The organism is Blautia sp. St.27G3 (assembly GCF_059728505.1).
Genome location: NZ_BAAGFO010000001.1, coordinates 1,937,776 through 1,958,873, shown reverse-complemented (window position 1 = coordinate 1,958,873; position 21,098 = coordinate 1,937,776). Strand labels below are relative to the sequence as shown.

The following is a 21,098-nucleotide window of genomic DNA, read 5'->3' as shown; positions in this document are numbered from 1 at the left end:
TCCTCCTGTCAAGACTCAGGTCGGATGGCATGCACGCCCTCCCGGCTGCCCGGGTAAGCATATTATATTGTTTTGTAATTTCCTCTATCTTCGTATATCGTTGACTTTTTTGCAGTTTCGTCATATAATATGCTTAACAAGAGAGCCGAAAGCTAGAGTACACCTAGCTGCCGGTAAAATTAAAGTTCTAAAAAATAGCGCCTTAGTTTACCAGACCGAGGGCGCTATTTTTTACGTGTGCAATAAATAACAAGAGTTATTACAGCGCAAAGCATAATCACAAACTGGATCAGATCCGAATATGTAACCATTGGCACCAGCTCCCTTCTATAGCATCCGGCAGCTGACATAATCACCCCTTCGACTCCCCGGGTAAGCATATTATATTGTCATGGTGCGACTCGGCGATATTGCCGGATCAGCGTCAAGTTAGACTTTCATCATTTGAAATGAGCAAAGGGTGTCGCATTTTGTTACCCCCTTTTGCTCAAAAATGAGCGAAAGTACATATTACCCACGTCCTCTATGACTTCTGTTCGGAGTTGAAAAGTGTTGCATTAGTTTGGATTAGTCTGTTTCTTCTTTTCTTTTACTCTTCACAAATTCTGCAAATTTCCTTATTTCCTCCAACTCTGCTTCAGTATATTCATCTCCATCAAAATGAACAGCGTAGGTAGTGGGAGGAAGTCCCATTGCAGCACGCACTTTTTTAATAAGATCATTTCGTTCGGACGGAGCAAGATACAGATCGGCAACATCTATATTAAAATAATCTGCGATCTTATCTAATAAGTCCATACGTGGAAGACTTTTGCTTGTAAGCCACATAGAAACCGTGGAAGGACTAACATTAATAGCCTTTGCAAATTCTTGAGCGGTTACATGTTTCTCTTCTAATAATTTTTTCAAATTATCAATAAATATTTCATTTACATTTTTTTCTGGCATATTAAACCCTCCTTCAAATTTAGAATACAATATTATTGAACAAATGTAAATAAAAAATTCAATATAATTTAATTTACAATTGACAATTCAAAATAATTGATGTAAAATAAAGAAGAAATACAATTTAATTGAATTTAGGAGGAGGCGAAACAATGAGAATCGACAGAATAAAGTTTGTCGCAGAGCTTACCCGGCAGGATATGACACAGAAACGGCTTGCAGAGCTGTCTGGTGTATCAAGGGCAACGATCAACTACATACGTAGCGGAAAGTCCTGTTCTGATGAAATCGGGCAGAAGATTGCTGCTGCGCTCAACGTAGACTTAAAGAAACTCGTAGAATAACAATATTGCCGGGGCAATGGCATGAGTGAAGAAAAGAGAAAGGGGGAGCAAATGACAATTCCAACAATGATAACAATTAAAGAGGCCAGCAGTCAGACAGGCTTAAGCTATGAATATATCCGCAAGCTGTGCCTACAAGGTAAGATTGTGCACATTCATGCAGGGCGCAAGGTTCTTATCAACATGGAAAAGTTGGTCGCGTTCTTGAATGAAGGCGAACAGGCAGCAGGCGCATCATGACATTACAGGATGAGCTGGCGGGCATATTGCAGGAGATCAGGGCGTACAGATGGACGCCGGAACTGTTCCAGCGCGTCAATGATGCACTGAATTACACGAACGTTTTCCGCTTCTTGAGAGCAAACCTAGTGGCAGCAGAATACGAACAGTTTGACCTGGAATACTGCGAATATTTCCGCCCAGGGCAAAAGGAACTAGCAAAATACATACGGAAAGAAGGTGAAAAGGAAGAGTGGAAAGAGAAGAAAAAGGACTTTCTTCAGAAGAAAAGGCAGTTATTGAAGCAGAAATTGCTGAAATAGACCGTCAGCTTGCAGAACTGGAAGAGGACAGGCCAGGCAAACGCGTAACTGCAAAACCAGATGGAACAATAACGCCAGTCCATAAGATAGACCTTGTATGCTTGGAGGACGTGGAAGAGACAAGCACAAACTGGTTATATCAGCCATACATCCCACGCGGGAAGATTACTTTGTGCGCTGCATATCCCGGTTCCGGCAAAACGTACATGCTTTGTTTTATCGCTGCGTGTGTGTCTACTGGGCGCCCGTTTTTTGGTATTTCAATGAATAACATACCTTTTGAGCCAGTGCCACCGGAAAACGTAATCTACCTGACAACGGAGGACGGCCTTGGAGATACGATAAAAGCACGTATGCGGATATGTGGCGCGGATATGAAAAAAGTATTTTCTGTTGAAACTGGCAAGGCATCCCTTACGTATGACAGCCCGGAGATTGAGAAATTTATGCAGGAGAAACGGCCGGCCCTCATGATTTTCGACCCGTTCCAGTCGTACATTGGAAAAGTTGACATGAATGCACCGAACCAGACACGCGAAAAGTTGAACTATATAGCAGAGTTGGCCGAAAAATATGATGTGGCTGTTGTCCTGATCTGTCATTTCAATAAGAATCAGAAAGGCGATGCAATTACAAGGATCCTCGGGTCAACGGATATTGTTGGTATCAGCCGCAGCTATATGGCGATCGGGAATGTTCCGAACAATGAAGGCGATGAAGAGATAAAATTTATGTCACATGAGAAGTCGAGCCTTGCAAAGCGCGGCAAAACAGTTTTGTTTCAGATCGACCCGGCGAAAGGCGGAATAGTCTACTGCGGAGAGAATGCGCTCACGATGGACGATTATACAGCGATCAGGAATAAAGGGCGCAGCAGATCAGCACCGGCGCTGGAAACTGCAAAGGATTTCATTATTCAGCAGATGCCGGAAGGGAAACGGCCAGCGAAAGAGATATACAAACTGGCGGAAGCTGTGAAAATTCCTGATAAAACATTGAGGAGAGCAAGGGAAGAGCTTGGAATTATAATCAAACGGTATGGATATCCAGCACAGTCAATGTGGTATCTACCAGGTCATGAAAATGATGACAATGAAATTGAAGAAAAAGAAGAAGCACCGTAACCACCCCGCACTAACTGACCCAACTGTAAAAAATACTTATTTTAAGGCACTTCTACAGTCCGGTCAAACTGACCTAACTGTGATCGCACTGATAGTTTTTTGTGCAGTTTAGTCATGTGGTTGTATAAGTCCGGTCACTTTGACCGCACTGTACAAAGCCTTTATTTATGCGGGTTGTGCCAGTTGGGTCATGAGGTATAGAGGGTTCTACGGAGAGGAGGACAGCATGAGCAATAAAACAAAAAAAGGGAGCAATAAGGGATTCAGGACAATTACAGAACTTGGGTGCATTGAGCTGCCGCAGGAGCGGGCAAAGATACAGGCGAAAATGTTCCAGTTTATGAAGACGAAGAAAGGCGGAAAGAGAAAATGACACGTGATGATCTTTTAAAAGAGTTTTTTGAAACACAGTCAGTACATGTGAATGATCGTGCAGCACTTGGTCTGATGCAGGTTGCACGGTTTGACCGGATTGCTGAAGCATTGGAACACATCCAGCAGGACGCGGCGTGCCTTTCTGGCTGCATATCCCCTACAGGAAGCTTTTGCATTGCCGGGGATATTATATCATCTGACTACTAAAAACGCCCCATAGGTACGCCAATACCTATAGGGCCAAGCATAGCCGGAGCCATGTATGCACATGAAAATTTTATCATGGTTCCCGGCAGAAGGGAAGGAAAAAATGACGGAAAAAGATTTATTTGTTTCCTGTATTCCGGATATAGCAAAAATCGTTATAATCGTATCTGATTTTGATGATACAGAGTATGCGGAGTGGAGAACTGAGACGATGGAGGAATCCAGGCAGGTATTAAAGGATACATGTTTTATAGAGAAGGTTCTGCTGGTTATTGATTCGTGCAGAGCAAAGAACAGAGAGGCAGCAGGATAAAACGGCCTTACATAGATGAAAGTCTGAGCCGCAGGCCCCGGCGATACAGGGGCAAACTGTTCCCATTTAAAGGTGTTGCCAAAATGGAAACACATAAATAGCTGCCCTTCCGGTAGGTGCGCCAACACCGAAACCGGACGGCAGCACAAAAGGAGGTGATGATATCGCGGTAAAGATCAAAGTATCATATGAACAGAACCATGAGCTTCAGCGCATATTGAAGCAGCTGATGCCGCTGGGGATTACGTATAAGGTGGCAAAGCGGCAGGACGGGCGTTTTAAGCGGGCGTATATCAATGTGAAAGAGTGATGTAAGAGAAAAAGCAGATGAACAGTAAGTGAAGCGTGAGCGAACAACGGGAGGAAGCAAGAGAATGAACGATCATAATTTGATACCAATGTCACAAAGAAGCCATGAAGAAAGACGGGAAATAGGCCGGAGGGGCGGTATAAAGAGCGGGAAGGCCAGACGGAAAAAGAAACAGATCAGGGAGATCGCGAAAATGATTGTTTCTATGGTTTCGCCACCGAAAAAGTAATTGCAGTATATCAGCTTCTTTGCTATAATAAGAGCAGAACAAACAGAGTACCCCGGCATCAGTCGGAAGCTGTAAAGCGTGGGAATAGTAAAGGTCGTAAAACGCGACTTTAGCTATTCCTGCGCTTTTTGTTTTGTTCCGTCTATATAAGTAGCCGACCGGGCGTAAAGCGGGAGAAAGGGAAACGAATATGGAAAATACAAATACTGTGGGAAACCAGAATCAGGGAAACAATACAGCAGCAGATACCGGAAACGGGAACCAGCAGCAGGAAAAAACATTTACGCAGGAAGAAGTGAACCGCATTGTGCAGGAGCGCCTTGCACGGGTAAAGGCAGCCGGAACCCTGGATGACCGGGAACTTGCATTACAGGAACGGGAAAATGCACTGTATGCGAGAGAAGCAGCAGATGCGGCGGGACTGACGAAAGAGTTTGCGGAAGAACTGCGGGGAATGGACAAAGCAACCGTTGACAAAGTAATTAAAATAGTGACTCCATACGCACGGAAAGCAAGCGAGCCGATTTTTAATGCTGTAGGCCCTACAGGGGGGACAGGCTCCGGCGTGGATGCAATCCGGGCTGCTATGGGGCTAAAAAGATAGGAGATTAAGTAATGGCAATAGAATTAGTAACCAAGTATCTGCCGTATGTAGATGAATTATTCGCGGCAGAAAGTAAAAAGTCACTTTTAACGAACAATGATTTCAGTTGGACAGGTGCGCACACAGTAAAGGTCTATAAGATCGGCACGTCTGAAATGAATGATTACGACAGGGACGGAACCGGATCGGGCGCGACTGGCTCCAGATACGGGGCAATCGGTAATCTGACAGCAGCTACGCAGACAATGCTTATTACAAAAGACCGCTCTTTCACCTTCGTGATCGACAAGCTTGACAGCGACGAAACAGGCAGAACGCTTGAAGCAGCAACAGCACTCGCGCGGCAGCTCCGGGAGGTGGCTGTGCCGGAGGTGGATGCCTATGTATACGGCGAGATGTGCGCCGGGGCTGGAACAAAGCCTGCTGCGCTGGCATTGACTGCGGAAAATATCTATTCTGAGATTGTTAAGGCAACAACTGTACTTGATGATGCAGAGGTAAATGAGTCAGGGCGTGTGCTGCTCGTTGTGCCGGAAGTATACCGGTTAATGAAGCAGAGCAAAGAAATCGTGCTTAATACGAACATCGGTGAGGATATGCGCTTGAAAGGCGTGATCTCCAACCTGGACGGCATGAACGTTATTAAGGTATCGTCTAAGAGGGTGCCTGAGAATTTCGGGTTTATGGTGGCGCACCCGTGTGCTGCCGTGGCACCGACGAAGCTTGAGGATTACAAGATTCATCAGGACCCGCCGGGAATCAGCGGTACTCTGGTAGAAGGGCGTATTGCTTACGATGCCCATGTGCTGGATAATAAGAAAAAGGCGATCTATTACCAGGCACAGCCGACAGCAACACAGGAATAAAATGGATGCCCTGGGCTTTCTGTATGGATGCCTGGGGCGTTTTAATAAATAGGAGTAACGGCATGACGAACGAGCAGCTTGTAATCCGGATCCAGGCCGGAGAGGATAGGAACGGGGAACTGATGGCGCAGCTTTGGGAGCAGAACCAGGGCTTTCTTTCTATGCTGGCCAGAAAATACCAGTGGGCATCTGAATATGATGACCTGATGCAGGAGGGGTTCCTTGGGCTGTGTGCTGCCGTGGAGCACTTCGAACCGGGGAAAGAAGCATCATTCCTCACGTATGCAAAGTTTTGGATTCAGCAGCACATGCTGCGGTATATCGCGCGTAATTCGCCTGTAGGCATCAACCTGTACCAGAGGGCAAGGAAATACCGGCTGTTCGTGTCACAGTACGCGCAGAGATACGGCAGGGAGCCGGAAGATGCTGAGGCCTGCTATTATCTTGGGATAAGCAAGCGGGAGCTTCAGACGGCAAAAGAAGCGGCGCACAGGCTTGATACAGCGAGCCTTGACATATATGTCGGGGAAGATCAGGAAACGACGCTTGCAGACCTGCTGCCGGGCGATACGGACGTAGAATCCGGCGTATTGGATGAAGTCAATAGGGCGGAACTTTCCGCTGTACTTTGGCCAATGGTGGATGCGCTGCCGGGGCAGATACCTACTGTGCTGCGTGCCAGATATCAGGGGAGAAAGACCCTGAAAGAGATCGGCGAAGCAGAAGGGTGTACGTTGGAAAATATCCGGCAGATCGAACGGAAGGGAATCTATGAGCTGCGCAGATCGCACCGGGTGCGCCAGCTTAGGCCATTCCTGACAGAAGAACAGGAGGCAGCAGCGTACCGGGGGAATGGGGCGGAACAGTTCAACCGGACATGGACGAGCAGCACGGAGAGGGTGGCGCTTGAGCTGGTGTGAGCTGTAATTTGACTACCATTTGACTACCAAAGACTTGAAAAAATAAAGGAAGATACATTATAATAGAAGAAATAGGTTTTCAAGAATGCCGTATTTATGCGGTTTTGCAGGAAAAGAGGAAATATACGAAAAGACATTCCTTTGACTTTTAATCAAGTTGTCCGGGGTTCGAATCCCCGATGTCTCATGAATGAAAAGGAAGGTCTGGAAGGGCTTTCCTTTTTTAGTATGTAAAAAGGAGGACGATATGAAAGTACTGGTAGTGATTGATATGCAGAATGATTTTATTGATGGAGCGCTTGGAACGAAAGAAGCGGTGGCAATTACGGGGTGTGTAAGAGAAAAAATTGATGAGTATCTGAAGGAGAAAAATACGGTACTTTATACAAGAGATACACATTTAGAACATTATATGGATACACAGGAAGGGAAAAACCTTCCTGTGCCGCATTGTCTGAAAGGAACTCACGGATGGGAAATTAGGGAAGAGATTTTTGTACAGGGTTGTGTAGTTATAGATAAGCCTTCTTTTGGTTCATTGGAGTTGGCGGAATACATTTCGGGCTTGGAGGGAATTGAGGAAATCGAGCTGGTTGGGCTTTGTACGGATATATGCGTAATTTCAAATGCTATGATTCTGAAAGCTAAATTTCCGGAAATTCCGCTATTCGTTGACGCTTCATGTTGTGCCGGAGTTACGCCCAAGAGCCATAAAAATGCAATCGAAGCGATGAAAATGTGTCAGATTAAGATAAGAGGCTGCTTCAATCACCTGTAAGGTACTGTTTCTGTGATTTTTTAGATGCAGGAGACAAAAAGGCTATTATTTGATAATGCCACGTTTTAACTTCATAATCAAAATTCTTTTTACGGACTCATTAATTTGGGCCTTGCTGATTTTTCCATCTTTAAATGCCTTGTATACGGCCTGAAACTGATCTTTGTAGCGTGTTGTGCAAATCATATCATTTCCGGCCTGAATGGCCTTTACCGCCGCTTTGGAGCTGCTGCCTGCAAATGCGGCGGCGCCAGTCATAGAAAGTTCATCTGTAATGATAACGCCGTTAAAATTCATTTGATTGCGAAGATACTTGTGGACTTTTTTTGAGAGGGAGGCAGGAGCGTTTTTGTCAAAACAATTTACAATATTGTGGCTGACCATAATCATATCGCAGCCTGCGCGGATACCGGCAGAGAACGGCTTCAGATCACGGCTGGTAAAAGTTTTTTTGGAACGCCGATCAGTAATGATTAGCGTATGGGTATCTCCATTCCCTCCATAGCCTGGAAAATGTTTCAGGGTACTCACCAGATTGTTCTTTTTCATTTCTGTTACGACAGTTTTTATGTATTTGGAAACAGAAGTCACATCAGTCGAAAAACTTCTTTTATAAATAAAATCAGAACTTTTATAAGGAGTGTCGGCAACAGGAGCAAAATTTGTATTGATACCGAGATTTTTTAAGAATTTTGCTTTGTCGGTGGTATCTTTACGGATACCGTCCCATCCTTTTTTCTTATATATAGTCTGTGGAGACGCGAACGGCTTTTTGCGAAATGTAGTGAGTTTTGAGACGCGGTTGACCGTTCCGCCTTCTTCATCTATGGCAATCAGCATTTTGATTTTCGATGCTTTTTGTATCTTTTTAATCTGTGCTCGCGTCTTTTTTGGTGTGCTGCCTTTGAAATCATTTTCAAAAAATACGTAGCCTCCGAATTGGTACTTCTTTTGAACTTTTTCCGCATCCTTTGCAGGAACGGCAACGACGAACATTTGTGCAATTTTTTCCTTCCAGGTCATTGTTTTCAAGATTTGTTGTGCACGGGTGCTGTTGTCGGAAGCTGCAGATACTTCACAGTGCATGAAACCTGTGAGCAGACATATGGCCAGGCCTGTTGTAAGACAATGCAGTAAATAGCTTTTTATTTTTTTCATTTTTTATTTTCCCCTGGATTATGGCTGTGATGAGTTTTCGTTTTGGAGCAATACAATTTTGATAAATTCCTGCATACTTCGTGTCAGATACTTGCTGTTTTTGTAATACAGGGTGACATATCGGACGGTATTGGGATCTTCCAGCTTGTAATAGATGACATTTGGGTTGTACGGAAGACATTTGATGAGTGTGTCGCTGACAAAGGAAAGTCCGAGACCGTACTCAATCATATGGTACATGGTCAGGAGTTGGTCCAGTTTCAGAATAGGGGAAAATTTTACGCCCGCATTCTGATAGATGGCCTCCATTCGTTTGCGTGTGTCATTTGGCTGTCGTAGTGTGAGCAGAGGTTCGTTTGCAAATTTTTTGAGGGAAATACCGGGACGTGTCGGATTCAGATGAACGTTGTTTTTGACGTCTTCCCATGACAGCTGATAACGGGTTGCACTGCGGTTTGCATGAAATGAAGCAGGAACGGCGAGCAGCAGATGTTCTTCGGTCAGGGTATGTGTTTTGTACTGTTTGGGATCGACCTGATAATTATCAATTACAAGATCAAGTTCACCGCTGGCTGCTTTCTGTTCTAATTTGTAGGAGTCACTCTCAAAAAGGTTTATCTTTACATTTGGGTATGCAGAAGAAAACGCGGAAATATATCCGGGCAGAATATAGGACACAAAAAAGGAGGCACTTCCAATGGATAAATGCCCGGTTTTTAGTTCGTCAAGATTGTCTGTGTAATAGGCAAACTCGTCTTCGAGGTCCATAATTTTTTCTGCAATTTTTATGTAGCGTTTTCCATATTCTGTGAGCTGCACCGGATTTGTGCATCGGTCAAAGAGAGGAGCGCCGACCTTCCCTTCTATTTTTTTAATCATAGCGCTCAAAGCTGGCTGGGAAATATAGAGATTTTTCGCCGCTTTTGAGAAACTTTTGGTCTTGTATACCTCGTATACATAGTGCATTCCACTAAACATAAAACCTCCATAAGTTAAAAGTTATACATTATATACTAATATAGCTATTTGACGGTATATCCTTGATTCTGATAAAAGCCAAAAAATGTAAAAAAATAGTGGGAGAAATGTCAGACACATAAATAAATAATTATGATATTTATCTTGAAATAAGTATTTGCTGATATTATAAACTAGTTTTATAATAATTACAAGCTAAGAAGACGGCAAAAACATCAAAACATCAAGTAATGTGAAGGAGAAAAATATGGAGGGAAAGCAGCGGGTCTCTAAAGAAACACTGGAAGTGAATCTTCGTGAGCTAAAGCGTCAGTATAAGGAAATTCTGGCATTGAACCTGAGTTTGAATATGGCCAGAGGAAAGCCATCACCAGCACAGCTGGATAAAAGTATGGAGTTACTGCAATATCCGAAGAGTTTTACATTAAGAGATGGGACAGATGTAAGAAATTATGGAATACTGGAAGGAATCCCTGAGTGCAGGGAATTTTTCGGCGAGCTTCTTGATCTGAATCCGGATCATATTATTATGGGAGGCGCATCGAGCCTCAATCTGATGTTTGATACGCTTGCATCTCACTGCCTTTTTGGCACAGGCGGAAGCAAACCATGGTCTTATTATAAATATGAAGGAACTCCTGTGAAATTCCTTTGTCCGGTTCCGGGATATGACAGACATTTTACATGCTGTGAGGAACTGGGAATAGAGATGATTACCGTACCGCTTCTGAAAGACGGACCAGATATGGAGCTGGTGAAAAAGCTTGTAAAAGAAGATCCTATGATCAAGGGAATTTGGTGTGTTCCTCTGCATTCGAATCCGAGCGGCGTATGCTACAGCGATGCAGTGGTGACAGAGCTGGCATCCATGGAGACGGCAGCAGATGATTTCCGTATTTTTTGGGACAATGCATACGGTGTACACCATATATATGAAGAAGTACCGTTAAAAAATATTCTGAAGGAATGTGCAGCGTGCGGACATCCGGACAGAGCATATTATTTCTTCTCAACTGCAAAAATTACCTTCCCGGGAGCAGGTGTTTCACTTGTGGCATCCGGAGCAGGCAATATTGCAGAACTGAAAAAACATATGTCTGCACAGACAATCAGCCATGACAAAATCAACCAGCTGCGTCACGTTCAGTATTTCGGAACTCCGGAAAAGCTGAAATTACATATGAAGGAAATGGCGGCAGAGCTGAAACCGAGATTTGACGTGGTCCTTCGCAAACTGGAAGAGGGCTTAAGTGAAACGGATCTGGCAACGTGGAGTAATCCGAAGGGCGGATATTTCGTATCCGTAGATACGATGCCAGGCTGTGCAAAACGTGTGGTAAGTCTTGCAAAAGAAGCCGGCGTTGTGCTGACCGGTGCGGGTGCAACGTATCCATATAAAAAAGATGAGGCAGACAGCAATATCAGAATTGCACCGTCTTATCCGACTGTGGAAGAGTTGGAAAAGGCTATGGATATTTTTGTACTGTGTGTAAAAGTAGCCGGAACAGAAAAACTTTTAAACGAGCAGTAAAAAATTAAAGATAGGTAAAGGAGAAAAATGATGGCAGGACAGACGTACAATCCGTATGATAACGTACTGAAGGTAATGGATGATGCTGCAGCACTTCTGGGATATTCAAGCAGTGATATTGAAGCACTGAAATATCCGGAGCGTGAGCTGAAGGTAGCGATTCCGGTCGTTATGGACGACGGAACAACGAGAGTATTTGAGGGGTACCGTATTCAGCACTCTACATCAAGAGGCCCGGCAAAGGGTGGTGTTCGTTTCCATCCGGCAGTAAACCTTGATGAGGTAAAGGCGCTGGCAGCATGGATGACATTCAAATGTGCAGTGGTAAACATTCCTTACGGCGGCGGCAAGGGCGGCGTGGTTTGTAATCCGACCGAGCTTTCTGAGAGAGAACTGCGTGCAATCACAAGAAGATTCACGGCAGCAATCGCACCGCTGATTGGTCCGGATCAGGATATTCCGGCACCGGACGTAGGAAGTAACGCAGCTGTTATGGGCTGGATGATGGATACATATAGCATGCTGAAGGGACATTGTGTCCATGGTGTTGTAACAGGTAAGCCGATTGAACTGGGCGGAGCTCTGGGACGTAATGAGGCGACAGGCCGCGGCGTTATGTTTACAACAAAAAACATCATGAAAAAACTCGGCATGGAATTTAAGGGTACAGACGTAGCTGTACAGGGTATGGGAAATGTAGGAAGCATCACTGCAAAACTGCTTGACGAAGAAGGAATGAAAGTTGTTGCAGTCAGCGACGTATCCGGCGGTATTTATAAAAAAGAAGGTCTGAATATTCCGGCAATCCTGAAATTCCTCGGTGCAGACCGCAAAAATCTTCTGAAGGATTATGAGGAAGAGGGAATGACGAGAATTTCCAATTCCGAACTGCTTGAGCTTGACGTGACAGTACTGATTCCGGCAGCGCTGGAGAACCAGATTAACGCAAGCAATGTAGACCGCATTCGTGCGAAGGTAATCGTAGAAGCAGCAAACGGACCGACTGCAGCAGAGGCCGATCCGATTCTGAAAGAAAAAAATATCGTTGTTGTACCGGATATCCTTGCAAATGCAGGTGGAGTAGTGGTATCTTATTTTGAGTGGGTACAGAATATTCAGTCTGTTTCATGGACAGAGGCAGAAGTCAATGAAAAGCTGAAGAATATTATGGACCCGTCCTTTGAAGCAGTATGGAATATTGCACAGGAAAAGAACACGACACTTCGTATGGGCGCATATCTGATTGCCGTAGAACGTGTTGTGAAAGCGAAGAAAGCTAGAGCGATCTGGCCATAACATAATACTCCTAAATGTTGGGGCCAAGAGTGTATACTTTTGGCCCGACAGTCATAAGGAAATAGATAGGAGAGACAGGATGCCAAAGACGGAAATATCAGTATGGGAAAGGCTCGAAGACGGCGAATTCCTGGATTTAGAACAGAAAAAAGAGGTCTGTAACGGCCTGATGACAACGGAACCGCGAATGGAGGCGCTGATACTGAAATTCTTTACAGAAAAGGATTTCAAAAAAGTACTGCGCAACAGGATTGGCGGAGGGCTGATCGGCGGAAAAGCCTGCGGTCTGTTGATGGCGAGAAAAATAATTGAGAGGAAGCTGCCTGAATATATGGATATGCTTCTGCCACACCATTCCTGGTTTATCGGTTCAGAAATGTTCTGCCGGTACCTGGAAGAAAATGATTGTGTGGAGCTGCTGGAAAGGCAGATAAAGGAACAGGATGAATTTACGCAGGAGGAGGAGCTGTACGAGCGGCTTCGCAGCGGAACCATATCCTGTGAGATGGAAAATGACTTAAAGAAGCTTCTGGCCAGTTGTGGACAGGAGCCTATTGTGGTACGGTCCAGTAGTTTTCTGGAGGATGGGTTCGGGAATACATTTTCCGGTAAATATGAGTCTGTTTTCTGTATGAATCAGGGCAGCGAAGAAGAACGGCTGGAAGAGCTGAAGGATGCGGTGCGCCGTGTGTATGCCAGTACACAGAACAAGGAGGCGATTGAATACCGCAGGACGAGAAATATTATGGATACAAGAGAGCAGATGGCTTTGCTTGTTCAGCGTGTGGAGGGAAGATTTTTGGGCGAATATTATCTTCCTTTGGCAGCAGGCATGGGATGCTCTTACAATCCTTATAAATGGATGGAACAGATGAACCCGGATGCGGGTATGCTCCGCATTGTGACAGGGCTTGGAACGCGTGCCGTTGAGCGTACGCCGGGAGATTATCCGAGACTGGTTGGTCTTGACCGGGCAAAAGGAAATATTTATACGAGTGTTGCAGAGCGGCATAAATTTTCACAGAGACAGGTGGACGTACTTTATCCCGCAAAGGGAAGGCGGGTGTCGATCTGGCTGGAACAGTTGATTCCACTTCTTTCCCGCAGGGAAAAGAAGCTGGTGCTCAGTCATGATACGGATGCGGAGGCAAGGCTTGCCGAAATGAGACAGTACCGGGACGTATATTTTGCGGACTGTCAGGGGATTGCGTACGAAAATGAGTTTATCCGTATGATGTCGCAGATTCTGAAGACGCTGGAACGGGAATACGGCCGTCCGGTGGACATTGAATTTGCGCTAGAATGTGAAGAGGACGGAGAACTGCGTATTAATCTGTACCAGTGCAGGCCACAGCAACACGATGCTTCTGAGGAGGTAAAGATTCCGAAAGGAGTCGACCATGAGATTCTGTTTGATGTCCGCAGAACCTCTATGCGGCGTTCCAAGGAAGTTGCGCTTGATGTGATAGTGAGGGTTGACCCTCAGAAATATTATGAATATCCGTACAGTAAAAAGCCGGATGTAAGTCGGATGATCGGACGCATCAACAAGCGTTTTGGAAAGGAAGGAAAAAAGATGCTCCTGCTTGTACCAGGCCGCATCGGGACTTCTTCTCCGGAGCTTGGCGTTCCTGTGACCTATTCTGATGTGAGCAGATTTTCTGCTATCTGTGAGGTGGCATACAGCAAGGCAGGGTATAATCCTGCACTTTCGTATGGCAGCCATATGTTCCAGGATCTTGTGGAAGCGGATGTGTATTACGGTGCGATCAACGAGAACAGTAAGACACGACTGTATCAACCGGAATTGCTGGAACAGTTTCCGGAGATATTTGCACAGAATTATCCGGAGGCAGAGGAACTGTACGGGATGATTATGGTGTATGATCTGAGTGAAGATTTGGCGAGACTCATTTTGGATTCCAGAGAAGGACGTGCGGTCTGTCAGGTAAAAAAGGAAAAAATGAATAAATAAATACCTGCATCATAAAAATATAGTGAAGAGTTCTGGATAAAGTGAACAAAGTATGTTAAGAAAATATAAAAAAATTCAACAAAAAACTTGCCAATACGATAAAAAAATAGTAAACTTAGACATACGTGGTAAAAAATCCAGAAAGCGAAAAGGAGATTTTATGAAAAAGAAAGCAGGTATATGGGCGGTTGCTGCCGCAATTATGACAATAATGAGTGCAACAGCAGCGGCTGCGGAAAAAGATCCTGTACTCTTTACCTTCAACGGGAAAGACGTATTTCAAAGTGAGCTGGTACAGAGGACAGCTGCGTATGCGCAGGGCGGTATGATTTCTTCTGATACGGCTTACCGGGAAGCGATTGAATACATGATTGAGAATCAGCTGGTAGCCGAAGCAAAGGCTGCGGAGCTTGGACTTGATCAGTATACAGACGAAGAGCTGGAAGCGCTGAGAAAGGAAGCAGATGAATACTATGAGCAGCAGCTGGATGCGCTTGTGACCTACTATGAGGAGCAAAATGCTGCCGAGCTTTCCGATGAAGAAAAAGCTGAATTCAGAGAACAGCTGAAAACCCTCTGGGAAGAGATCGGAACCACAAAAGAGTCTGCAGAAGAGACGCACATCTTTAACAAAACGCGTGACCGTCTGCTTGAGACAATGGAAGTAGAAAATACAGAAGAAGAAATTCAGCAGGTGTTTGAAGAGCAGATTGAGAAAGATCGGACTCAGTTTGAAGACAACGTCAGGATGTATGAGTACTTTACATATTATCAGAATTACGATGTATGGTATACACCGGAAGGATTCCGCAAGGTACAGCAGATCCTCCTGAAGGTGGACGAGGAACTTACGGATGCGTACAAAAAGGCAGCCGACAGCGAAGAAGGCGTTGAGGAGGCTAAAGAAGCGATTCTGGCAGCCCGTCAGGATACGGTGGATGAGATCTACAAAAAGCTTGAGGACGGAGCCGAATTCAAGTCTCTGATGGAAGAGTACAGTGAAGATCCGGGACTTGATGAAGATATGGTGGAGAACGGATATCTTGTTCACCAGGAAAGTGCAGTCTGGGGCGCTGAATTTGCAGAAGGCGCATTTTCAGACAAGATGCAGAAAACAGGCGATGTCAGTGATCCGGTTGTCAGCAAATACGGAATTCAGATTTTGTATTATCTGAGTGATGTGCCAAGCGGCCCGGTAGAGATGAGCGATCCGATCCATGAAAGCATCGAAAAATATCTGACAAGCCAGAAGCGCGCGGATATGCTGAAGGACTGGGCAGAAGAATACGAAGTAACTTACAACGAAGAAGCGCTGAAAGCACTGGAAGAAGCAGTGCCAGAGGCAACAGCTGAAACACAGCATCATTAAGCTGTCACTTTACTATTGATCATGTTGTTCAGATAAAGATCTGAAACATGCATATAAAAACAAAACCAGGAGGAAAAGATTATGCGAAAACTTATTAGTGGTGCTCTTTGCGCAACAATGGCACTTAGTCTCTCAATGACTGCTTCTGCAGCAATTACCGGAGACGAAATCAAAACTTACGGAACACCGTTCCTGATCACAAATGCAGGACAGGGCCCGGGAGGAAAAATGGCTCGTCTGCTGGTTAGCCAGGCAGGTACTGTAGAGCTGGATACAGACTACTTCTACAAATCAGAGCCGCAGCCGGAAGATCTGGAAGATCTCGAGTACTCAAGCCTTGTAGTAGTTATCGGTTCCACAGACAAGGGTTTGGGAGCATCCGGTATCACAATCGAAGATGAGCTGAAGCGTCTTGAGGTTATGGTTGAGCATGCAGAGAAGATCGAGCTTCCGATCGTAGCAGTTCTGCTTGAGAAAGACAAACGTTCCGATATCGAGACAAACGCAAATGAGCGTTGTATCGATGCTATCTGCCCGCATGCAGAGTGGATGATCGTTGTTGCTGACGGAAACACAGACGGACGTTTCGACAAACTGAAAGAGGAGTATGATATTCCGCTTACAGTTATTGATACGACACTTGACTTTACAGAGCTTGCAAAAGAAGCTTTCGTAAAAGAGTGATCGATTGAGAATGTAGAAACTATAGGATAGAGAAGAATCTGCACGGCGGTGTAAAAGCGCCGTGCAGAGGGTTCTTATAAGGGAGGAATTGTATGAACTATTCAGTAATGGATATAGTCATTATCCTGATCGCGATGGTCATAGCATTCGTGGTATGCAGCAAGCTGTTGAAGTCCACAGAGATCTCTATGGCAATCGCAGGTGTTGTGGCTGTAATTTTCACTGCAGCTCATGGCTGGACAAATGAGCCGGTCAAAATTATCGTAGAAGGTCTGTTTACAAACCTGGACCTGGCTATGACATTCTTTTTTGCAACTTTGTTTATTAACATTTATTCAAGCAGCGGCGCGATGACCGCTGTAACAAGAAGTGTTGTTAGTCATGTAAATAACAAATGGCTTCTTCTTGCACTTATGGCAGTTCTGATGATCATTCCGGGCGCTATTTCAGGCGCAGGTAGCGTATCTGTATTCGTGCTTGGAGGAATTGTTTATTCGATCGTTCGTTTCATGGGACTTTCCGATAAGAAAGCAAGCGCTTTCGTATTCGTGTTCGCTATCATGGGTGCGGCAGCACCGCCAGTTAACCTCTGGACGATGCTGATGACAGCTCAGGCAAACATGCCGTACGTTGGATTTGAGCTTCTGCTTATTATCCCGATTGTCATCGCAGGTGCATTTACAATCATCTACCTTGGCTGGGGTTCCAAACGTACTCCGAAGGAAGAAATCCTGGCAACCATGCCGGAGACAGATGCAAAACTGCAGGGTGTTGGCGGCCTGGTACGTATTCTCCTTCCGCTGGTAGCACTGATTGTTATGTTCGTTCTGACTCTGGTAATTCCGTTCAGCTTCCCGGTACTCGGACTTCCGCTTATGTTCGTAATCTGTGCAGTTATCGCAATTATCTGCAATCCGAAGAAGATGTCCGTAAAGGATTACTACAAGATCCTTACAGGTACGATGGATCAGGCATTTTCTCTGATCGCAACCGTTCTGAGTATTGGTATCATGCAGAATGCTATGGCAGCTTCTGGTGTTAAGGGTCTGATCGGTACAGCATTCGTACTGCTTCCGTTCATCTGGATCTACATCCTGATCCTCATTGTCGGACCGTTTGCACAGGGTGCTATGAGTTATGGTAGTGCTATCGTTATTGGTACTCCGCTTATCTTCATGTTTAACACTGCTGGTATGAACACGACAGTTGTCGTTGCAGCAATGAGTCTTATGTTCCCGATCGGCGACTGCTTGCCGCCGTCAAGAATCGTAGGACGTGTTACACTTGAGACAACCGGCTACGAAGGCAGCTACATGTCATTCCTGAAGCAGATTTTCCTGCCATGTCTCGTACTTGGCTTACTGGCACTGTTGATGTTGGTTAAACCGGCTTGGTTTGCTTTCTTAGCTTAAGGAATGGAGGTTAGAATATGACATTAATTGAGGCTATTATTCATTATACATACTTCATTATGGCAGCCATTATGGGCTTGCTCCTTTTGAGGAATTTCTTCAAGAGGGAGAAGAAACTGGGATTAGTATACGACATTGTTTACATCTACTGTGTTATCCCGTTCCTTCTTCGTGTCTTGTATATTAAGTGAGAGAGGGAGGAAAAGGTATGAATGCATTGAAAAAACCGATGACACAAAAGATTATCTGTATCGTAGTGGCACTCGTACTGACTGTTATTTCAGGATACAGTTTTTATGAGCAGCGTCATTATAAAGAGACCGTTGTTGTTTCTGATGCGCTGACTGAGGTTCAGTGGCTCAGCGATTATGTTCCGGAACTGAAAGGAACATTTGGTGATACACCGATTTTTGTATTTGATTCAGGCGTAGAGGGCGGTTCTGCTCTTATTTGCGGCGGTACACATCCATACGAGCCGGCAACCAGTATTGCCGCATATGTTCTGATGGAGAACATTCAGGTAGAAAAAGGTAAGGTTTTTGTTATCCCGCAGTCAAGCTATTCTGCTACAACGCTTGGAGTACAGGGTAACGCATACCCGGCAACCGTTGGCGTAACAACTGAATGGGGCGAAGTAAGATACAAGATCGGCGAGCGTAACACGAACCCGCTGGATCAGTGGCCGGATAACTTTACTTACATCAACTACCCGTCAGGACAGTCTCAGGCTTACAACGATCTTCGTAACCTGAACCGCTGTTATCCGGGACGTCTGGATGGTACTTTCACAGAGCGTGTTGCTTATGCAATCATGGAAGTGATCCGCCAGAACAACATTGATATCTCCTTTGACTACCATGAGGCTTCCATTATGTACCCGGTAGTAGGTACTTATGTAGCGCATGACAGAGCAATGGATATCGCTATGATGGCAGCAATGGATCTTTCTTCTTCCGAGTTCGATATGAAGATCGAGCAGTCTCCGGGAAGTCTGAAGGGCTTCACACACCGTGAGTGGGGTGACTACAGTGATACACTCGCTATCCTGATGGAGACTCCGGAACCGTTCATCGACCGTATTGTAGGTCCAATGACAGAAGAACTGATGACAACTGGTCAGGACCTGTTCCTGTCCTTTGCAGGCGAAAAGGGACTTACCTACGTACCGTATGATCTGGAAACAGGTTGGCCGATGGAAACTCGTGTAGGTCGTCATCTTTCCGGTTGTGCTAAGGCAATCCAGTATATGGGTATGTTCTATCCGGAAAAAGAACTGGTGGCAACATGGCCGCTGTATAACGAACTGGTAGAAAAGGGTGTAGGAGCATTCCTGCACGATCCGTCTACCGCAGATCCGAACTTTGTATACGAAGTTTAATCGGTACTGTATATCACAGGCCGGCGGATACTTCCGGCCTGTTTTATAAAAAACAATCTAGGAGGAAAGAAGTATGAAAAAAAGATTGAGCATGCTGCCAATCGCAGTAATGACAAGTGCCCTCGCACTTTCTCTGAGTGCAAGTGCTTGTACCACGTTCCTGGTAGGTAAAGACGCTACAACAGACGGATCTACCATCGCAACACACAACGACGACTCAACAAGTGCAGACTTCCGTCTGTGGCTGACACCGTCTATGAAAGGCGGCGAAGGCATGAAGCGTGATCTCGTTGTTGATTCACACAACTACGGTGATTTCACGAACTTCCCGGAAGTAAAAGATTACGGTAATGGTTACGCTGTAGCTGAAATCGATCAGCCGGAAGATACTTACGCTTACTTCCATTCACGTTACTCCTTCCTGAACGAGAAGGGTGTGGCAATGGGTGAGTCTACATTCAGCTATGACCGTGGAACAGAGCATGCTGACAAGGTTATGGAAGTTCTGTTTGGCAGCAACAATGGTATCATCGACTGCTGGAATGCACAGGATATCGCTCTTGAGCGTGCTTCAACAGCTCGTGAAGCAGTTGAAATCATGGGTGAACTGTGTGAGACATATCTCTGGAAAGATTCCGGTGAGACAATCAACATCTGTGACGGAAATGAGTGCTGGGTATTCGAGGCTTATGGTCTTGATCTCTGGGCAGCAGTTCGTATTCCGGACAATGCTTTCTTTGTAGCAGCTAACCGTGCTCGTATCAATGAGTTTGATTTCGAAGATACAGAGAACTATCTGTGCTCCCCGAACCTGAAGAGCTTTGCAGAAGAGAATGGCCTCTGGTCAGCAGATTCTGGCGAAGAATTCAGCCCGGCACAGGCTTATGGTCCGTGTGCTAACGAGTACTGCTCACTTCGTGAGTGGCGTGCAATTGATCTTGTAGCTCCGAGCCTTGGCGTTGAAGTTACTACAGGAACATACCCGCTTTATGTAGTTCCGGAAGAGAAACTGTCCGTACAGGATGTTTTCGAACTGGCTGGCGACTACTATGAGGGAACAGAGTATGACGTTTCTATGACAGCATACGCTGGCGATTATGGCAACCCGCTGAACATCAACAACCCGAACCGTCCGATCAACATGTTCCGTACATGTTATGTAATGCTTGCTAACATCAAGAGCTGGCTTCCGGACGAAGTTAAATGTCTTGTATGGCACGGATATGGCGCTCCGGATTCTACATTCCTGACTCCGCTGTGGGCTTCTCAGACAGCTATGCCGGAACTGTATGACCATGGCAGCCGTTACGATCTGAAACTTGACCGTACAGCAGGATGGTGGATCGCTTCCTACGTACAGCAGGCAGCTACATCTAACTATGACTATGCAATCGAAATCATCAAAGAGCGTCGTAGTGAGCGCATGGCAGCTCAGTACGAAGAAGTTGCTAAACTCCAGGAAGAGTGGGCAGCTAGAATCGAAAACGGCGAGACAGATGCAGTTGTTGCAGAGCTGACAGATTACGCTTGCAAGACCGCTGAAGAGTGGTACGAAATTTGGCTTGACCTCGGCGATGAGCTGATGGGAAGACTTATGTGGGATATCGTAGAGTTCAGAAATCCGGGATACTCAGACTGGTACAAAGAAGTTCTGAACGCAGCACCGATGAAACCGGTTGAGGAAGAAGTAGAAACAGAAGCAAAATAATTGATTCTTAAAACTGTTTATTAAACCACAATTTAAACGGGGTTTCCGA

General features: G+C 45.3%; 23 protein-coding genes. 20 read left to right on the top strand and 3 right to left on the bottom strand.

Going from position 1 to position 21,098, the window contains the following annotated elements:
- Positions 1 to 567: 567 nt before the first annotated feature.
- Positions 568 to 948: a helix-turn-helix transcriptional regulator gene (locus tag AC6I2O_RS09320; protein WP_497742459.1), complete on the bottom strand. Its 381-nt coding sequence runs from the start codon at positions 946 to 948 to the stop codon at positions 568 to 570.
- A 152-nt stretch (positions 949 to 1,100) separates the two neighbouring features.
- Between AC6I2O_RS09320 and AC6I2O_RS09315 the strand changes: the two genes are divergently transcribed.
- The 12 genes from AC6I2O_RS09315 (at position 1,101) to AC6I2O_RS09260 (ending at position 7,560) form a co-directional block, all read left to right on the top strand.
- The gene (locus tag AC6I2O_RS09315; RefSeq protein ID WP_497742458.1) at positions 1,101 to 1,292 is read left to right on the top strand and encodes a helix-turn-helix transcriptional regulator; all 192 of its coding nucleotides are present in this window, start codon (positions 1,101 to 1,103) and stop codon (positions 1,290 to 1,292) included.
- Between the two features lie 21 nt (positions 1,293 to 1,313).
- Entirely contained in the window at positions 1,314 to 1,532 is a 219-nt protein-coding gene (locus tag AC6I2O_RS09310; protein ID WP_497742457.1) for a helix-turn-helix domain-containing protein, read from the top strand.
- Positions 1,529 to 1,834 carry a hypothetical protein gene (locus AC6I2O_RS09305; RefSeq protein ID WP_497742456.1) on the top strand — a complete coding sequence of 102 codons (306 nt, stop codon included), beginning with the start codon at positions 1,529 to 1,531 and terminating at the stop codon, positions 1,832 to 1,834. The genes AC6I2O_RS09310 and AC6I2O_RS09305 overlap by 4 nt, the downstream gene beginning before the upstream one ends.
- Positions 1,765 to 2,958 carry an AAA family ATPase gene (locus AC6I2O_RS09300; RefSeq protein WP_497742454.1) on the top strand — a complete coding sequence of 398 codons (1,194 nt, stop codon included), beginning with the start codon at positions 1,765 to 1,767 and terminating at the stop codon, positions 2,956 to 2,958. The genes AC6I2O_RS09305 and AC6I2O_RS09300 overlap by 70 nt, the downstream gene beginning before the upstream one ends.
- Before the next feature lie 226 nt (positions 2,959 to 3,184).
- Positions 3,185 to 3,331 (top strand): hypothetical protein, encoded by a 147-nt coding sequence (locus AC6I2O_RS09295; protein WP_497742453.1) that lies wholly within the window; start codon positions 3,185 to 3,187, stop codon positions 3,329 to 3,331.
- Entirely contained in the window at positions 3,328 to 3,540 is a 213-nt protein-coding gene (locus AC6I2O_RS09290) for a hypothetical protein (protein WP_497742451.1), read from the top strand. The genes AC6I2O_RS09295 and AC6I2O_RS09290 overlap by 4 nt, the downstream gene beginning before the upstream one ends.
- Positions 3,541 to 3,601: 61 nt before the next feature.
- The gene (locus AC6I2O_RS09285; protein WP_497742450.1) at positions 3,602 to 3,853 is read left to right on the top strand and encodes a hypothetical protein; all 252 of its coding nucleotides are present in this window, start codon (positions 3,602 to 3,604) and stop codon (positions 3,851 to 3,853) included.
- Between the two features lie 374 nt (positions 3,854 to 4,227).
- Positions 4,228 to 4,392, top strand: a complete 165-nt coding sequence (locus AC6I2O_RS09280) for a hypothetical protein (RefSeq protein WP_497742449.1) — start codon at positions 4,228 to 4,230, stop codon at positions 4,390 to 4,392.
- Between the two features lie 190 nt (positions 4,393 to 4,582).
- On the top strand, positions 4,583 to 4,996 hold the full coding sequence (locus AC6I2O_RS09275) for a hypothetical protein (RefSeq protein WP_497742448.1): 414 nt from the start codon (positions 4,583 to 4,585) through the stop codon (positions 4,994 to 4,996).
- Positions 4,997 to 5,007: 11 nt separating this feature from the next.
- Complete coding sequence (locus AC6I2O_RS09270; protein WP_497742447.1) at positions 5,008 to 5,862, top strand: phage major capsid protein; 855 nt, start codon at positions 5,008 to 5,010, stop codon at positions 5,860 to 5,862.
- Positions 5,863 to 5,924: 62 nt separating this feature from the next.
- A complete protein-coding gene (locus AC6I2O_RS09265; protein ID WP_497742446.1) occupies positions 5,925 to 6,782 on the top strand; it encodes a sigma-70 family RNA polymerase sigma factor in 858 nt (285 codons plus the stop codon).
- A gap of 247 nt (positions 6,783 to 7,029) precedes the next feature.
- On the top strand, positions 7,030 to 7,560 hold the full coding sequence (locus tag AC6I2O_RS09260; RefSeq protein ID WP_497742445.1) for a cysteine hydrolase family protein: 531 nt from the start codon (positions 7,030 to 7,032) through the stop codon (positions 7,558 to 7,560).
- A 45-nt stretch (positions 7,561 to 7,605) separates the two neighbouring features.
- Here the strand turns inward: AC6I2O_RS09260 and AC6I2O_RS09255 are convergent, their stop codons facing one another.
- Positions 7,606 to 8,718 carry a glycoside hydrolase family 3 protein gene (locus AC6I2O_RS09255; protein ID WP_497742444.1) on the bottom strand — a complete coding sequence of 371 codons (1,113 nt, stop codon included), beginning with the start codon at positions 8,716 to 8,718 and terminating at the stop codon, positions 7,606 to 7,608.
- Positions 8,719 to 8,736: 18 nt separating this feature from the next.
- Positions 8,737 to 9,696, bottom strand: a complete 960-nt coding sequence (locus tag AC6I2O_RS09250; protein WP_120393451.1) for a LysR family transcriptional regulator — start codon at positions 9,694 to 9,696, stop codon at positions 8,737 to 8,739.
- A 247-nt stretch (positions 9,697 to 9,943) separates the two neighbouring features.
- Between AC6I2O_RS09250 and AC6I2O_RS09245 the strand changes: the two genes are divergently transcribed.
- The 8 genes from AC6I2O_RS09245 (at position 9,944) to AC6I2O_RS09210 (ending at position 21,049) form a co-directional block, all read left to right on the top strand.
- A complete protein-coding gene (locus AC6I2O_RS09245) occupies positions 9,944 to 11,227 on the top strand; it encodes an aspartate aminotransferase type Ic (RefSeq protein ID WP_120393450.1) in 1,284 nt (427 codons plus the stop codon).
- 30 nt (positions 11,228 to 11,257) lie between these two features.
- Positions 11,258 to 12,523, top strand: a complete 1,266-nt coding sequence (locus AC6I2O_RS09240; RefSeq protein WP_120393449.1) for a Glu/Leu/Phe/Val family dehydrogenase — start codon at positions 11,258 to 11,260, stop codon at positions 12,521 to 12,523.
- Between the two features lie 79 nt (positions 12,524 to 12,602).
- A complete protein-coding gene (locus tag AC6I2O_RS09235; protein WP_120393448.1) occupies positions 12,603 to 14,498 on the top strand; it encodes a PEP/pyruvate-binding domain-containing protein in 1,896 nt (631 codons plus the stop codon).
- 160 nt (positions 14,499 to 14,658) lie between these two features.
- Complete coding sequence (locus AC6I2O_RS09230) at positions 14,659 to 15,867, top strand: peptidylprolyl isomerase (RefSeq protein WP_497742443.1); 1,209 nt, start codon at positions 14,659 to 14,661, stop codon at positions 15,865 to 15,867.
- Between the two features lie 81 nt (positions 15,868 to 15,948).
- Positions 15,949 to 16,551 carry a DUF6305 family protein gene (locus AC6I2O_RS09225; protein WP_497742441.1) on the top strand — a complete coding sequence of 201 codons (603 nt, stop codon included), beginning with the start codon at positions 15,949 to 15,951 and terminating at the stop codon, positions 16,549 to 16,551.
- A 92-nt stretch (positions 16,552 to 16,643) separates the two neighbouring features.
- A complete protein-coding gene (locus AC6I2O_RS09220) occupies positions 16,644 to 17,963 on the top strand; it encodes a hypothetical protein (RefSeq protein WP_497742440.1) in 1,320 nt (439 codons plus the stop codon).
- A 208-nt stretch (positions 17,964 to 18,171) separates the two neighbouring features.
- Positions 18,172 to 19,341, top strand: a complete 1,170-nt coding sequence (locus AC6I2O_RS09215; protein WP_120393445.1) for a succinylglutamate desuccinylase/aspartoacylase family protein — start codon at positions 18,172 to 18,174, stop codon at positions 19,339 to 19,341.
- A 73-nt stretch (positions 19,342 to 19,414) separates the two neighbouring features.
- On the top strand, positions 19,415 to 21,049 hold the full coding sequence (locus tag AC6I2O_RS09210; RefSeq protein ID WP_120393444.1) for a dipeptidase: 1,635 nt from the start codon (positions 19,415 to 19,417) through the stop codon (positions 21,047 to 21,049).
- The last annotated feature ends 49 nt before the right edge of the window (positions 21,050 to 21,098 follow it).

Excerpts from the sequence above, each read along its gene's own strand:
- AC6I2O_RS09210 (WP_120393444.1), top strand. The coding sequence starts at position 19,415 with ATGAAAAAAAGATTGAGCATGCTGCCAATCGCAGTAATGACAAGTGCC.
- AC6I2O_RS09295 (WP_497742453.1), top strand. The coding sequence starts at position 3,185 with ATGAGCAATAAAACAAAAAAAGGGAGCAATAAGGGATTCAGGACAATT.
- AC6I2O_RS09245 (WP_120393450.1), top strand. The coding sequence starts at position 9,944 with ATGGAGGGAAAGCAGCGGGTCTCTAAAGAAACACTGGAAGTGAATCTT.
- AC6I2O_RS09315 (WP_497742458.1), top strand. The coding sequence starts at position 1,101 with ATGAGAATCGACAGAATAAAGTTTGTCGCAGAGCTTACCCGGCAGGAT.
- AC6I2O_RS09310 (WP_497742457.1), top strand. The coding sequence starts at position 1,314 with ATGAGTGAAGAAAAGAGAAAGGGGGAGCAAATGACAATTCCAACAATG.
- AC6I2O_RS09255 (WP_497742444.1), bottom strand. The coding sequence starts at position 8,718 with ATGAAAAAAATAAAAAGCTATTTACTGCATTGTCTTACAACAGGCCTG.
- AC6I2O_RS09230 (WP_497742443.1), top strand. The coding sequence starts at position 14,659 with ATGAAAAAGAAAGCAGGTATATGGGCGGTTGCTGCCGCAATTATGACA.
- AC6I2O_RS09275 (WP_497742448.1), top strand. The coding sequence starts at position 4,583 with ATGGAAAATACAAATACTGTGGGAAACCAGAATCAGGGAAACAATACA.
- AC6I2O_RS09320 (WP_497742459.1), bottom strand. The coding sequence starts at position 948 with ATGCCAGAAAAAAATGTAAATGAAATATTTATTGATAATTTGAAAAAA.
- AC6I2O_RS09250 (WP_120393451.1), bottom strand. The coding sequence starts at position 9,696 with ATGTTTAGTGGAATGCACTATGTATACGAGGTATACAAGACCAAAAGT.
- AC6I2O_RS09225 (WP_497742441.1), top strand. The coding sequence starts at position 15,949 with ATGCGAAAACTTATTAGTGGTGCTCTTTGCGCAACAATGGCACTTAGT.
- AC6I2O_RS09285 (WP_497742450.1), top strand. The coding sequence starts at position 3,602 with ATGAAAATTTTATCATGGTTCCCGGCAGAAGGGAAGGAAAAAATGACG.
- AC6I2O_RS09240 (WP_120393449.1), top strand. The coding sequence starts at position 11,258 with ATGGCAGGACAGACGTACAATCCGTATGATAACGTACTGAAGGTAATG.
- AC6I2O_RS09280 (WP_497742449.1), top strand. The coding sequence starts at position 4,228 with ATGAACGATCATAATTTGATACCAATGTCACAAAGAAGCCATGAAGAA.
- AC6I2O_RS09235 (WP_120393448.1), top strand. The coding sequence starts at position 12,603 with ATGCCAAAGACGGAAATATCAGTATGGGAAAGGCTCGAAGACGGCGAA.
- AC6I2O_RS09290 (WP_497742451.1), top strand. The coding sequence starts at position 3,328 with ATGACACGTGATGATCTTTTAAAAGAGTTTTTTGAAACACAGTCAGTA.
- AC6I2O_RS09305 (WP_497742456.1), top strand. The coding sequence starts at position 1,529 with ATGACATTACAGGATGAGCTGGCGGGCATATTGCAGGAGATCAGGGCG.
- AC6I2O_RS09220 (WP_497742440.1), top strand. The coding sequence starts at position 16,644 with ATGAACTATTCAGTAATGGATATAGTCATTATCCTGATCGCGATGGTC.
- AC6I2O_RS09260 (WP_497742445.1), top strand. The coding sequence starts at position 7,030 with ATGAAAGTACTGGTAGTGATTGATATGCAGAATGATTTTATTGATGGA.
- AC6I2O_RS09270 (WP_497742447.1), top strand. The coding sequence starts at position 5,008 with ATGGCAATAGAATTAGTAACCAAGTATCTGCCGTATGTAGATGAATTA.
- AC6I2O_RS09265 (WP_497742446.1), top strand. The coding sequence starts at position 5,925 with ATGACGAACGAGCAGCTTGTAATCCGGATCCAGGCCGGAGAGGATAGG.
- AC6I2O_RS09215 (WP_120393445.1), top strand. The coding sequence starts at position 18,172 with ATGAATGCATTGAAAAAACCGATGACACAAAAGATTATCTGTATCGTA.